The sequence below is a fragment of the Pseudoalteromonas sp. P1-26 genome (genome assembly GCF_001401795.1).
Lineage (GTDB): Bacteria > Pseudomonadota > Gammaproteobacteria > Enterobacterales > Alteromonadaceae > Pseudoalteromonas.
The window spans coordinates 33888-47105 of record NZ_LKDX01000027.1 but is presented as its reverse complement, the minus strand read 5'-3'; the positions used below and the strand labels follow the sequence as shown (position 1 = coordinate 47105).

Below are 13218 nucleotides of genomic sequence, written 5' to 3'. Positions count from 1 at the left end.
TTGATAGGGTTTCATTAATTAGGTTATAAGCCTTTATTAACCGTGTTTTGCCATGCAGCTTCCCAAAGGCTAAGATCTTCTAGTTTGATAAAGTTAATGCGAGGATAAATTAAGTTTTCAATTTCATCCTCAGAAATTTCACCATTATTATCCTCATCATAACCATAAAGAGAAAACTCATGTACTAATGCAGAATTTGACTCAGGAACATACGCTAATACGTCCCAAAATCTATAGCGCATTTCAAAGTCGCTTTCATAGCCCATTTTAATTTGGTTATCTGTTCTGCTCCACGTCCATTCGGTACCAATGTGAAAATAGTTATCAGGCCCATCTATTAAATGAGCTGAACGAATAGCCCGTTTTACAGTATTGTTCGAATCAAACTGATAAGCGTTTAGATAATCAATATTCATTAAGTCATCTTCATATACACTTTCACTACCATGATTCATTACTGTAATCATAGGTTGATACACCTTTGGTAGCTCTGTAATCATATTTTCGAAAAACAATTCAGCATCGTCTTGTACCTTAACAACGGAGCCTGTACCTTGAAAAATTAGCTCGCCATTTTCCCATTGCTGTACAAAGGTTAAGTAACGATTACCATCAGACATAATCGGCGTATAAGTCACTTTTTCTGTAGAGCTAGAAAGAACCAAGCTATTTTCTAAGCGTTCTACTACATAAGATTTACCAGTGTGTTTCGCAGTTGCTGTCGCGCCTGAAATTGTTAAGTATTCATGATTAAGAATGCTTCCTGAAATTTCCTCTGAGGCATACAGTGATGGGACTGACCACTCCCCAACTAACTGTTCTGAACTAAGCAATGAAAATTCATCGTTGGTGCCGTTAACAATTTTCAATGCTCCATCAATTGGTTTTTCGTAAATTAAAGTATCTGTTTCCCATTCAACGGCATCCGGGATCACTAACTCTTCAACATCTACCCCAGAAATGTATGCTAAAACACCTGACTTATCATTGGCTAATTTAGAAACCGTTCTTTTTAGTGGGTACTTTTTAAAAGTAATAAATGAATTTATTTTTTCCTCAGTGTAAGCATCATATATTGCCATGGCGATATCTTCGCCCCATTTTTGAGAAATCTCCGTTAATGCATTGTCAATATTGAAACTTAAATCAATTAAATTCAGTAAAACAGAGTCTTCTGAAAAATCGAATACAAGCTTACCTTGTTCGATTTTCCACTCAACACTAGCCTCTAGAATATTGTTATTGTTAGCGATTATACTTTTACCTTGATGATCACTATTCAAAATAAGTGTTTTATCTGCATATAGCGGCATTAACTTTTTACGGTACGCTGAAAATGTGAATAGTGGTTGCTCAATGAGCTCTTGTTCAGTAAAGGCCAAATCAGTACTGCTGATGGAGTCATTTTTCGCTTGTGTGAAATCAGCTTCATACTGCTCGGTTAGATTACCTTGCGTATCCATTGCAGCAATACTCACTAAGTAAGCATTTATTGCCTCTTTAACTTCACCAGTGTTTAGTAAAGTCAAAGATGTACCTTCAGCAATTGTATAGTTATCATTATCGACCAGCAGTTTTATAAAACTTGCAGTATCTAATAATTCCTTTGGTGATATTTGTGCAGATAAACTATCGTAAGCTTCTTGGGTAGTTATTGTGTCTTCAGCATTTTGTTCTTCAGCCAATAAATAGTGGGCAGTCGATAAGTGGGTGATGTTGGCATTATTTCCTTGCTCATATGAATAAATGCGGTCCTCACCTGAAGTAAGCATCACATTTTCAAAACTCCCAAATAAATTAACTAACTCGACGTGTTGTTGATCATTAGCCGTACCAATCGCCTTTAATAAAAGCATATCGGTTATATCTGACGTTTTAATATCTAACTGATAAAAGCCATTACTATCAGCTTGAGTTTCAAATGTTTCGCCATTAACTGTTAGAGAGACATCAGCATTTGCAATTGGTTTATCAACCACTTGCCCTTGTAAAGTCAACTGCTGATATAATGTTAGCTCAACGCTTGCTTGTGACGTTTTTTCTCCATCTGTTATTTGATAGCTAAAGCTATCTTTTCCTGCAAAGTTTGCATCAAGCGGAGTATAAAGCACTTCATTATTTGAAATCGCTGCTGTTCCGTGAGTTGGCTGCGTTAATATTTGCGCAACAGTTAACGCATCACCATCACTATCTGTGTCATTTTCCAGAACACTAATTGCAACACTTTCACCATTAAGGGTTGAACTAGTATCAATAACTGCAACGGGTGCTGAGTTTGTTGATTCTTGTTGTTTAGGTTCCTCTTTACCACCACTACTGCCACCACAGCCAGCAAGTAAAGATGAAAAGACGAGACTTAGAGGTAGGTATTTATATTTCATACTATTCCTTAGTATTTAATCCGAAAATTTACTTTTTATTATTTACATTTCAGGTACAAAACTGAAACCTAACAATAAAGTATAATTGCTTACGAATACAACTATTTTTTAACAATTTAGGCTTAAATTGGCGAGATGCGAGATGCGAGATGCGAGATGCGGGCAGGATTTTACGCGAGGTAAATAAGCAGCTATAAAAAAAGCCGCATAAATGCGGCTTTGAGGTTAGTCTCACTTCACTTTGGGCGTGTTTCCAAATTTCAGTGAATACGTTACCAAGGAACTTATTTAGATTGATTCTAAAGCAATTTTAACCATTTCGTTAAAGGTGCTTTGACGCTCTTCACTTGGTGTTGCTTCACCAGTGATTACGTGGTCACTTACAGTAAATAGTGCCATCGCTTTTGCGCCGTATTCAGCAGCTACGCCGTACATGCCAGCTGTTTCCATATCAACAGCAAGTACGCCTAGCTTGTCTAATTCTTGATAGAATGTGTTATCTGCTTGGTAGAATGTATCTGTTGTAAATACATTACCTACTTTCGCTTCAATACCTAATTCTTTTGCTGCGTTAACACCGTTAAGTAATAAACCAAAATCAGCAATTGCGGCAAAGTCGTAACCACGTACTCGCGCACGGTTTACGTTTGAATCTGTGCTTGCACCTTGTGCAAAGATAACGTCACGAATTTTGATATCGCTACCAATACCGCCACAGGTACCAATACGGATTAGATTTTTAACGCCGTAACTAACGATCAATTCACGGGCATAAATTGACATTGATGGAATACCCATCCCAGAGCCCATAATACTCACTGGTTTACCTTTGTAGGTACCGGTAAAACCATACATATTACGAACGCCTGTTACTTGTTTTGCGTCATCTAAAAAGTTTTCAGCAATGTATTGAGCGCGAAGCGGATCACCCGGCATTAATACCGTTTCTGCAAATTCGCCTACATTGGCGCTGATATGAGGAGTACTCATTATTGGTTTCCTTTTTTGTTCGCTAATAGCTTGTCGTTAAAACTATCACCGTATTCAAGTGCAGGAAGATTAAACCACTGGGCAAGGGTTTGACCTATGTCTGCAAAACTAGCTCGTTCTCCAAGCGGGGTGTTTGTCATTCCCGGTTGGTATGCAAGTACTGGCACGTATTCACGTGTATGGTCAGTGCCTGCTGCTGTTGGATCACATCCGTGATCGGCCGTGATAATTAATACATCATCACTATTTAGCTGATTTAAAATAGTCGGTAGGTAATCATCAAACTCTTTTAATGCTTCGGCATAGCCAACTGCATTACGGCGATGACCGTACTTTTCATCAAAATCAACTAAGTTTGTAAAAATCAAACTATGGTCAGGTGCGCTTGCTATTACTTCTGATGTTTTCTCAAGTAAGTTCATTAGCCCTGGTGCTTTGTGTTTTTGGGTGATGCCTTGGTGCGCATAGATATCGGCAATTTTACCAATACTGATCACTTCACCGCCGTCTTGCGATAATTTATCAAGCAAGGTTGGCGACGGTGGCAGCACCGAATAGTCACGACGATTGCCTGTACGGGCAAAATCGTCACGGCTCGAACCCAAAAATGGCCGCGCAATCACTCTTCCTATGTTCATTTCATCAAGCAGCGCCCGTGCGATTTCGCAAACCTGATAAAGTTTCTCCAGTCCAAATGATTCTTCGTGCGCGGCTATTTGAAACACGCTATCAACTGAGGTGTAGCAAATCGGCATACCGGTTTGCATATGTTCTTCACCTAGCTGTTCTAAAATGGTTGTTCCTGAGGCATAACAGTTACCTAAAATGCCAGGAATCTCAGCGCGAGCAATTAGCTCGTCAACAAATTCTTGTGGAAAACACGGCTGTGTATTAGGGAAGTAACCCCAATCAAATAACACAGGTACACCGGCCATTTCCCAGTGCCCTGAAGGCGTGTCTTTGCCACTTGATAACTCTTTAGCGTAACCCCATGCGCCAATAGGTGCTTGTCGGTCACTGACTAAACAAGGCTCTTTACCTGCGGCTTCGCATGCATCAGCTAAACCTAAACGGGTAAGATTAGGTAGCGATAAGTGCTCACCTGTTTCTTCTGCGTAGGCTTTAAGTAAATGAGCAAAGGTATTTGCGCCTACGTCACCAAACTTCTCTGCGTCAGGTGCTGCGCCAATTCCTAGGCTATCTGCCATTAAGATGAGTGCTCTTGCCATGGGTACCTCGTTATCAATATGTGAATACTTTATATGCTCTTCGAATTTTTGGTACAGGACATAAGTCCTGTTTCATAAAACAGAAACATTATAAATTTGCATCTCTAAGCGAAGCAAAAGAGATTAATCGTGTCTTTTTTGCTATTGTGATCTACCTAACAATGTTTCCTTCTGTGTGGGCGAGAACTTTAGTGACACGAACAATTATAGCTATTGCTGGCGCATCTGCGTCGGGCAAGTCTCTTTTTAGCAAGACAATTTATAACGAATTAGTCAATGAGCTTGAACCGGGCGCGATCGCAGTGATCGAAGAAGATGCTTATTACAAAGACCAGTCGCATTTGCCGTTTGACCATCGAACGCAAACCAATTACGACCATCCTGATGCTTTCGAGCATGAGCTTTTGCATGAGCACTTACTTCAATTGCGCGCTGGAAAATCAGTAGACGTACCAACTTATGACTATGCAATGCATACCCGTAGCGATGAAACGCGTCGAGTAGCACCTGCAAAAGTACTTATCGTTGAAGGTATTTTGCTACTGAGTGATCCGGCACTTCGAAAAGAATTTGATATTAAGGTGTTTATTGATACACCGTTAGATATCTGCCTTATGCGCCGTATGCAACGAGATATGGAGCAGCGTGGCAGAACATTACAGTCCGTTGTTGATCAATATCAAGCGACAGTGCGACCTATGTTTTATCAGTTTATTGAGCCATCAAAGCACAAAGCTGATCTCGTAGTCACACGCGGCGGTATGAATCGCGTTGCCATTGATATAATTAAAAGTAAAATAAAATATTTACTGCAACAATAACAACGGGAAATAGTCAGTATGACAACATTTATGAGCTTAGTAGGCATAGTTGTGCTACTAGGCATTGCTTTTGCGGCTTCAACGAACCGTAAAGCAATTAATTTAAGAACTGTGGGCATCGCCTTTTTACTTCAAGTATTAATTGGTGGCTTTGTCTTGTTCTTTGAAGTGGGCAAAAACGTACTGGCAAGTATGTCACGAGGGGTCTCATCAGTTATTGGTTATGCCAATGACGGGATTAGCTTCTTATTTGGCTCACTGGCATCGCAAGATACCTTAGGGTTCATTTTTGCGATACAAGTATTACCCGTTATCGTGTTTTTCTCAGCACTCGTTGCTGTTTTGTATCACATCGGGGTGATGGATTGGATAATCAAGATTCTAGGCGGTGGCTTACAAAAGCTATTGAAAACCTCGCGCCCAGAATCGCTTTCTGCAACCGCCAATATTTTCGTTGGCCAAACAGAAGCACCATTGATTGTTAAACCATTTATCGCCAGCATGACAAAGTCAGAGCTATTTGCGGTAATGGTAGGTGGCCTGGCTACCGTAGCAGGTTCTGTTATGGCAGGTTACGTAACAATTGGTGTAGAGCTTAAATACTTAATTGCAGCCAGCTTTATGGCGGCACCTGGTGGTTTCTTAATGGCAAAAATGATTGTGCCAGAGACCGAAACAACAAAAGAAGATTTAGCTGATTTAGACGTACAAGAAGAAAAGCCGGTTAACGTAATTGATGCAGCTGCATCAGGTGCCGCAAACGGTATGCAACTAGCACTGAACGTAGGTGCGATGTTACTTGCTTTCGTAGCACTTATTGCACTTCTAAATGGGTTATTAGGCGGTATTGGTGGTTGGTTTGATCATCCAACATTAACGCTACAAGAAATTTTAGGTTACGTATTCGCTCCAGTTGCATGGTTATTAGGTGTACCTTGGAACGAAGCAGTAATCGCAGGCAGTTTTATAGGTCAGAAGGTGGTAGTTAACGAATTCGTTGCTTACCTCGACTTTATTAATTATCGCGATACGTTAAGTGCGCACACACAAGCGATTGTCACATTCGCGTTATGTGGGTTTGCTAACTTATCATCGATAGCAATTTTACTAGGTGGATTAGGCGGTATGGCGCCTAGTCGGCGAAAGGATATCGCACGCTTAGGGCTCAGAGCAGTGTTAGCAGGATCTATGGCTAACCTCATGAGTGCAGCAATTGCAGGTTTTTTCCTCTCGCTAGCTTAGAAACTTAATGAGATGAGCCGTAGTTGCAAAACAATAGGATAGGACTTTAAGGGGTTAAAGGTCTATCTGACTTGAACGATACTTCACCAAGGGCCGCAAGGCCCTTTTATCGTTTTATGTGCTAAGATTTAATTACTAAGTCCTTTTAAGTACATAAATGAACTATTTACGACTTTATTTGCTAATTCTTTTCTTTAGTTGGCCAGCACTGAGTAAGCCGACCCTAACCGTTGTGACTGAACTGTCGCCACCTAATCAAACTCTAATCAATAACCAAGTTGCCGGTGAGAGCACCAAGCTTGTGAAAGCCATTTTTGCTAAAGCTAATTTGAACGCGAATATAGAGCTTTACCCTTGGGCCCGTGCCTACAATATGGCACTGAAGAAACCGAATATATTTATTTATAGTATGGCGAAAACTGCTGAACGCGAAAAACACTTTCATTGGATTGGTGAAGTGGCAACCTATCAAATGGGCTTTGTTAAGTTGAGCTCTCGCAGCGATATAAACATCACTTCAAATGAGCAAGCCAAGCAATATAAGATAGCGGTACAACGTCATGACCTAGCAGCGCAGCGCCTAACAGAACGAGGTTACACTGTAGTGTATACGTCAGATATCAATAAGTCGTATCAGCTGTTGATGTCGGGCAAGGTCGATTTAATCATTGATGATAAGAACTATATTGCGGCTATGGCTGAGCAATTAGCACTGGATGAAGCCCGTTTCAGCTTTGCTCATGCAATCGACTTTTTAACCATGAAAGGTTATCTCGCAGCAAATATTAATACCGACCAACGCTATATCGATGCCTTAAAAGCAGCGTTTAATGAAGTAATAATGGCACCTAAATACAATGCTGTGATGATGCTAGCACAGCGCCCTTAATTTGCTTTATATTGCTCAATATAAGTCTCTAACAAGCCCTGCTTACTCAGCTTGTCATAACTTGCCTGTAATCGGCTGACTAGCTCTTCGGGTAAGGCCTTATTTAAGGCTAGAAAATTTCCTACCGTGCCATTTAGAGGCAACTCAACTAACTTAACCACTTCTCGCCCTTGGTGACCGTATTGCATTAATTGGTACTTAAACGAAAGCTCAGATCCAATAATGAGCTCTATTTTATTTTTGAAAAATAAATTAATACACTCGTAATAGTGACTCACTTTGAGGAGGTTTTTATCCCCTTCAAAGCCAATGCTCTCTACAAATTTTTCGTAAATGCTGTCTCTAACAACACACAGGCTATGATCTTTCACTTGCGATAAATCGATAGGATTAATACGGTCATTTGATTGTAAACGATAAAAAAAGTTACGAGAGGATGCCATTGGACCAATCCACTTGAATAAATCTTCACGGTCGGGAATACGTGCCGTAGAGACCAGACCTGACAGCGGCTTTTGCTGAGCTAAGTGATACGCCCTAGACCAAGGTAAGAGCTCGAATTGACATTCAATGTCTGCATCAACACACATTGCTTTGACAAACTCGAGGTTTATGCCCTCTAAGTGCCCTTTGTTTGAAAAATTATACGGCGGAAATTGCTCGGTGTAGATGGTGACACTATCTTTTGCCAATACTACAGGTGCAAAGCTTAGGCATGCTAACAACAAATATTTTAAGATAATTAATACACTCTAATGACATAGCTGCATTAAATATAGAAATATTCACTAGCCCAGTCAATTTTTAGGCATAAAAAAAGCAAGCCGTAGCTTGCTTCTTCTTAATTTTTACTAAAAGTAAAAATTATAACGGAGTGATGTTATCCGCTTGAGGACCTTTTTGACCTTGTGAAAGAGTGAACTCTACACGTTGGCCTTCAGCTAAAGTTTTGAAACCTTCGCTTTTGATAGCGCTGAAGTGAGCGAAAACGTCTGGACCATTTTCTTGCTCGATGAAACCAAAACCTTTAGATTCGTTAAACCACTTAACTGTACCTGATACGATGTTAGACATAGTATTATTCCTGATATAAAAAATTAAACATGCCCTAGCGGGCGGGTGTAGCAAAAAATGAGATGGTACTTAAAAACTTCAGGACGGTACTACAAGTATTACTTATACAACAACGAAATAAAGATTTATTAATTACACGCTTTCTTTCTAGCTGGTGCCCACTATATAGAGTTAGTTTGATAAGTCAAACACTATCGACATTAAAATTCAAACTCTAAAGCCAAGCGAAAGCTATGATCTTTGCCTGATTGGCTAAGCTCACTAATAAAACCTGCTTCCCATTTTAGCTGGCGTTTAGGGCTAAATCTGTGTAAGCCAATAAAGCCTGGCCCCACACCAATAAAGTCCTCACCCGCGTAGACTTCTATTGATGGTTGAAAAGCCGAACGATAGCGATAACGATACTGTAAGCGAAACTCACTTTCCCACTCGTTTTCAATATCAGCTCCCCATTCATACACTAAAAATGCGTTCATAGTCAGGCTTGTACGACCAAACTCTTTTTCCCATAAAAAGCCGGTCGTTGCTTCGTAAGCATCTAGGGTATGCTGTTTTTCAAGCTCAAATAACGCACCCCAATCGGCCCACAAACGGCCTTGCTCGACCAACTGCCAGCGTAACTCCACTTCATATGAAGATAAACCAAAGTCACCGTTATCATCGCGCTCGCCAACCAAGTAGCCTTCAAGGCTCATGGTGTCGTTAATTGCGCCGCCAAAGCCTGCACGCTGTGCAAGTACATTGCCGCTATCGGTTTGCCTAGACACCAAGCGCCACTCAACTTCACGTTCAAACGGCATCACATAAGGGTGATATACCTTATCAACCACCATGCCATCTGCCTGCGCAAATTGGCTGATACTTATTAAAAACAAGCAACTTAAACTAACTATTAAGAACCGCATACAGGCTCCTTGGTCTTTTTAATTTTTAACACGCGAACTAAGGTGATAAATGCCAATGCTGCAATGACATACACCCATAGCGCGGTTTTACTCGGCGTAGCTTCGTAGCCCACTAAGGCTTTTAATACGCGCCCAAGCTCTGAGTTTTCAACTAAAAACCCACGCCAATCTAAATAATTTGAGGTCACATCGAGTAAATCGATCTGACTTGCTAAATCAAGAAATATCAATAGCTTTGCTGTTGCATTTAAGGCAAGCAACACAACCAATGGCTGCTCGCCTACGCGCTTAGCAATACTCTCAAGCAAAAAGAACAACAACACGCCAAAGCTAATACAAATGCCCACACCTAAACATGTCCCCAGTAGCAATGGCTCAGCAGTATCTCTGCTATGCCAAAAACTGACTAAATAAATCATGTAATGGCTTAAATACAACGTCATGGTTGCAATCAAGGCCAGCGCAGCCGCTATTTTTCGTTGCTGACAGCTAATTAATGCAGCGATAAAAATGACAATACACAGCAGCATTTGAATGAACTCTAAGCCTCTGTGATCAAATAACTGGCTCAGCCAAGCAGCGCCTTGCACAAACACTAAGCTTAGTAGCGTACCAATCACTGCATAAACACTCAGTTGGCGCTGGCTTAAAGGCACAATTAAACTCAAAAGCACGGCTAAAATCACCACAGGCAAAAGCTGATTAATGCTCATTAATAAACTAGTTATCAGCATCATTCACCTCCGTAGCCACGACAGTTCCTCTGGCTGTATTAGGCGAAAATTCACCAAAAAAGTCATAACGCCCAGGGCTGAGCGGCCCAATATAAATGACACTCGTACGGCCTGGGTAGAGCACTTTTTCACGGTTTAAATCAAAGCTATCGAACTCTTCTGGAGTGTCATCTTGATTTTCTATCAAAAGCCGTAGCTTTTTATTGGCAGGAACTTTAATTTCAGCGGGGTAAAACAAATGATCTTTTAAAATCAGCTTGTACTCTTTGGCATAGGCAAGCCAAGACGACATACATAGTAGCAGCATAGAAAGCGCCAAAATCCATTTATTCACTGACATCTCCTTTCATGAAGGAAACACTCACCCGTAAGCCACCAAGGTGACTGTCAGCTAAAGCAATATCAGCGTTATAAATCGACACTATGTGTTCAACAATGGCCATACCAAGCCCGGCTCCTTGTTCACCTGATGGATGTTTATCGCCACCCACACGGTAAAAACGGTTAAAAATGCGCTGTTTTTGAGCTTCATCAATACCGGGGCCCGAGTCATCTATTTGCCAGATAAAACGATTTTTTTCGGTTTTCAGAGTAATACAAATCTCTCCCGCAGCTGGGGTATATTTTATGGCGTTACTCAGTAAATTGCCAAACAAAGTGAGCAAGGTAAACTCATCACCGGCGATGATAAAATCATCGCCATCGATGCTAATGGTATGATCTTTTTCGTCAATACGATCATAAAGTTGTGAGGCAACTTGTTGGCTAATTTCTAACACCGACACGGGGCTAAATTGCGCTTGCCATTGCTCTGGATAAGTACGCCCCAAAATCAGCATTTGTTCAACGATATTGCTTAGTTTATCAACGCCTTTTTCCATCGCATCAAGCTCAACACTCTCAACACCTTGAGCCACTAAATTATGCACATTGATTTTTAAACTACTGAGCGGGGTACGCAGTTCGTGGGCCGCATCAGAGGCAAAAAAGCGCTCTCGTAAATAGGCACTTTCAACCCGTTTGAATAGATCGTTTAAGCGGCTAATTACGGGTTTTATTTCTTGCTCTGGGGTTTGCCAAGGGATTGCAGTAAAGTCATTTGCTTGACGATGTTTAAGTTGATTAGATAACCGAGTTAGTGGTGCAAGCCCTTGTTTTACAAACACACTAATAAGGAGTGCAAGAATAGGCACACTCCATAACAGCGGCGTCATGGCCGACAAAATCACGGTTTCGGTTAGCGCCACACGTTTACTCAAAGGTTCTGCAATAAGCACGCGCTTATTACCTTCGCTTAAGCGATACACTTTGACTCGTTGCCCAGCTAAGTTCTCAACACTAAACCCGGTTTGCCACTGACTTTGATTGCTAGGGTTATGCTGCAATGATTTTGAGCTTGAGGCCAAGCTGTCATCGACCCAAACTTGAAACAATAGCTGTGGTAAATCACTGGTATAAGCTGGGGTTTCTTTACTGAGTGGCTGTTCGATTAACACATGTGCCAGCGTTACCAACTCATTATCGAGCAGTGCTTCAGCCTGATTCATGCTTTCACGGTAACCTTTAGTGAAAGCCAAAAAGCAGGTTAAGATCACCATAGACAAAATGAGTAAAGTCAGCCTTTTACGAATTGACACTAGCGTTTACCCACCACATAACCAATACCGCGTAAGGTTTTAATAAACTCTTTAGGGAATTTTTTACGCAAGTGATGAATGTGTACTTCGATGGTATTAGACCCCACCTCTTCACCCCATTCATACAGTTTACTTTCTAACTGCTGTTTTGATTGCACACGACCTTGGTTTTCTAGCAAGGCTTTAAGAAGCATAAACTCTTTGCGCGGCAAGTTTACTGGCTCACCTTGAAAGCTCACGGTAAAAGCGGCGGTGTCCATTTCAACATTGCCAACTTTTAAAGTGCTGGTTTGTGCTTGGGTCAAACGCCTACTGGCAACCCGTAGACGGGCAAATAATTCTGCGGGATCAAAGGGCTTTGCTAGATAATCATCAGCGCCTAAATCTAGCCCCATGACTTTATCATCAATACTGCCCCTGGCTGTTAAAATCACCACAGGTATATTTTTACGATGCTTTTTGATGTGCTTTAGAATATCAATGCCGTCACCGTCTGGTAGCCCTAAATCAAGGACTACCAGCTCAATTTCTTCACTTTGCAGCCACTGCATTGCTGATTGAACAGTAGAACTATGTTCAACACTGTATCCTTGTTGACGTAAAGAACGACATAGGCCTTCTGCCACTAAGTGGTCGTCTTCAACGAGCAATAAATGCATAGTTTATCTCTTTATTTTTTTCTCTACCTTAGCCAATAATTTAGTAATTTCTTGCTGGCGGTAAAGATCTGCTTTTGGTCTTTCAGGACGCGCTGGCGCTTGCTGTGCAACCAATAAAAACTCTTTAGCTGATTTATATTTACGCTCGTCATACAAGAATGACGCATATAAATAGTTGCTATCGATACCACGCGGGTTTAGTTCAAGCGCTTGCTTAAACAATTTTTTCGCTTCATCGTCATCACCAAAACCAATTGGCCAACCCGGTACTTTACCGTATAAGGTTGCAAGGCTTGTGTATGCCGAGCCATCAAGCGCTTTTGGATCTAGGCTTAGCGCTTTTTCAAATTGCGCTTTAGCGTCTTTTGCAAGGCCTAGCGCGCCTAAGCCTCCTTTCGCCCCCGCATAGCTCGATAGCACAATACCGTACCAAATATGGCTGGCTGCTTGCTGGTCGTTCGCTTTGGTAAACTCTGCGGTTTCGCTTGCTAATTTTTCGAATGCATCTAACTGCGCATCGTCAACTAACTCGTAATTAACCACTGCCCACTGCTTTTGCACCGAACTTAAATCGCTATTAAAGTCGGCTTTTGCAGGCGCAGCCATGATAACACCTAACATCATTAGGGCTTTTAAATTTAGTTTAGTCATAATCAT

At 41.2% G+C, this 13218-nt stretch carries 14 protein-coding genes; 3 read left to right on the top strand and 11 right to left on the bottom strand.

What is annotated here, in order from left to right:
• Nucleotides 1-23: 23 nt before the first annotated feature.
• The 3 genes from AN394_RS13750 to AN394_RS13740 all read right to left on the bottom strand — a co-directional run bounded on the left by AN394_RS13750 (nucleotide 24) and on the right by AN394_RS13740 (nucleotide 4600).
• The gene (locus tag AN394_RS13750) at nucleotides 24-2381 is read right to left on the bottom strand and encodes an Ig-like domain-containing protein (RefSeq protein ID WP_055021787.1); all 2358 of its coding nucleotides are present in this window, start codon (nucleotides 2379-2381) and stop codon (nucleotides 24-26) included.
• Nucleotides 2382-2669: 288 nt separating this feature from the next.
• Nucleotides 2670-3371 (bottom strand): purine-nucleoside phosphorylase, encoded by a 702-nt coding sequence (gene deoD, locus AN394_RS13745; RefSeq protein ID WP_036972525.1) that lies wholly within the window; start codon nucleotides 3369-3371, stop codon nucleotides 2670-2672.
• A complete protein-coding gene (locus AN394_RS13740; RefSeq protein ID WP_054563194.1) occupies nucleotides 3371-4600 on the bottom strand; it encodes a phosphopentomutase in 1230 nt (409 codons plus the stop codon). The genes deoD and AN394_RS13740 overlap by 1 nt, the downstream gene beginning before the upstream one ends.
• Before the next feature lie 191 nt (nucleotides 4601-4791).
• Here AN394_RS13740 and udk point away from each other — a divergent pair, with 191 nt between their 5' ends.
• The 3 genes from udk to AN394_RS13725 all read left to right on the top strand — a co-directional run bounded on the left by udk (nucleotide 4792) and on the right by AN394_RS13725 (nucleotide 7552).
• The gene (gene udk / locus AN394_RS13735) at nucleotides 4792-5421 is read left to right on the top strand and encodes a uridine kinase (protein WP_054553619.1); all 630 of its coding nucleotides are present in this window, start codon (nucleotides 4792-4794) and stop codon (nucleotides 5419-5421) included.
• Between the two features lie 18 nt (nucleotides 5422-5439).
• Complete coding sequence (locus tag AN394_RS13730) at nucleotides 5440-6663, top strand: NupC/NupG family nucleoside CNT transporter (RefSeq protein ID WP_055021786.1); 1224 nt, start codon at nucleotides 5440-5442, stop codon at nucleotides 6661-6663.
• A 157-nt stretch (nucleotides 6664-6820) separates the two neighbouring features.
• Entirely contained in the window at nucleotides 6821-7552 is a 732-nt protein-coding gene (locus AN394_RS13725) for an ABC transporter substrate-binding protein (RefSeq protein WP_055021785.1), read from the top strand.
• Here AN394_RS13725 and AN394_RS13720 read toward each other — a convergent pair.
• From AN394_RS13720 to AN394_RS13685, 8 genes are all read right to left on the bottom strand, one after another.
• Nucleotides 7549-8244 (bottom strand): ABC transporter substrate-binding protein, encoded by a 696-nt coding sequence (locus tag AN394_RS13720; RefSeq protein WP_082422996.1) that lies wholly within the window; start codon nucleotides 8242-8244, stop codon nucleotides 7549-7551. The genes AN394_RS13725 and AN394_RS13720 overlap by 4 nt on opposite strands.
• A 172-nt stretch (nucleotides 8245-8416) precedes the next feature.
• A complete protein-coding gene (locus tag AN394_RS13715) occupies nucleotides 8417-8626 on the bottom strand; it encodes a cold-shock protein (RefSeq protein WP_004587186.1) in 210 nt (69 codons plus the stop codon).
• Between the two features lie 200 nt (nucleotides 8627-8826).
• On the bottom strand, nucleotides 8827-9531 hold the full coding sequence (locus tag AN394_RS13710; RefSeq protein WP_054563182.1) for a hypothetical protein: 705 nt from the start codon (nucleotides 9529-9531) through the stop codon (nucleotides 8827-8829).
• Nucleotides 9519-10268 carry an iron transporter gene (locus tag AN394_RS13705; protein WP_235575501.1) on the bottom strand — a complete coding sequence of 250 codons (750 nt, stop codon included), beginning with the start codon at nucleotides 10266-10268 and terminating at the stop codon, nucleotides 9519-9521. The genes AN394_RS13710 and AN394_RS13705 overlap by 13 nt, the downstream gene beginning before the upstream one ends.
• On the bottom strand, nucleotides 10252-10599 hold the full coding sequence (locus AN394_RS13700; RefSeq protein ID WP_408003012.1) for a cupredoxin domain-containing protein: 348 nt from the start codon (nucleotides 10597-10599) through the stop codon (nucleotides 10252-10254). Before AN394_RS13700 ends, AN394_RS13705 begins: the two co-directional genes overlap by 17 nt.
• On the bottom strand, nucleotides 10592-11902 hold the full coding sequence (locus AN394_RS13695; RefSeq protein WP_055021782.1) for an ATP-binding protein: 1311 nt from the start codon (nucleotides 11900-11902) through the stop codon (nucleotides 10592-10594). The genes AN394_RS13700 and AN394_RS13695 overlap by 8 nt, the downstream gene beginning before the upstream one ends.
• A complete protein-coding gene (locus tag AN394_RS13690) occupies nucleotides 11902-12561 on the bottom strand; it encodes a response regulator transcription factor (protein WP_055021781.1) in 660 nt (219 codons plus the stop codon). The genes AN394_RS13695 and AN394_RS13690 overlap by 1 nt, the downstream gene beginning before the upstream one ends.
• A 3-nt stretch (nucleotides 12562-12564) precedes the next feature.
• Nucleotides 12565-13212 (bottom strand): hypothetical protein, encoded by a 648-nt coding sequence (locus tag AN394_RS13685; protein WP_054563177.1) that lies wholly within the window; start codon nucleotides 13210-13212, stop codon nucleotides 12565-12567.
• Between the last annotated feature and the right edge of the window lie 6 nt (nucleotides 13213-13218).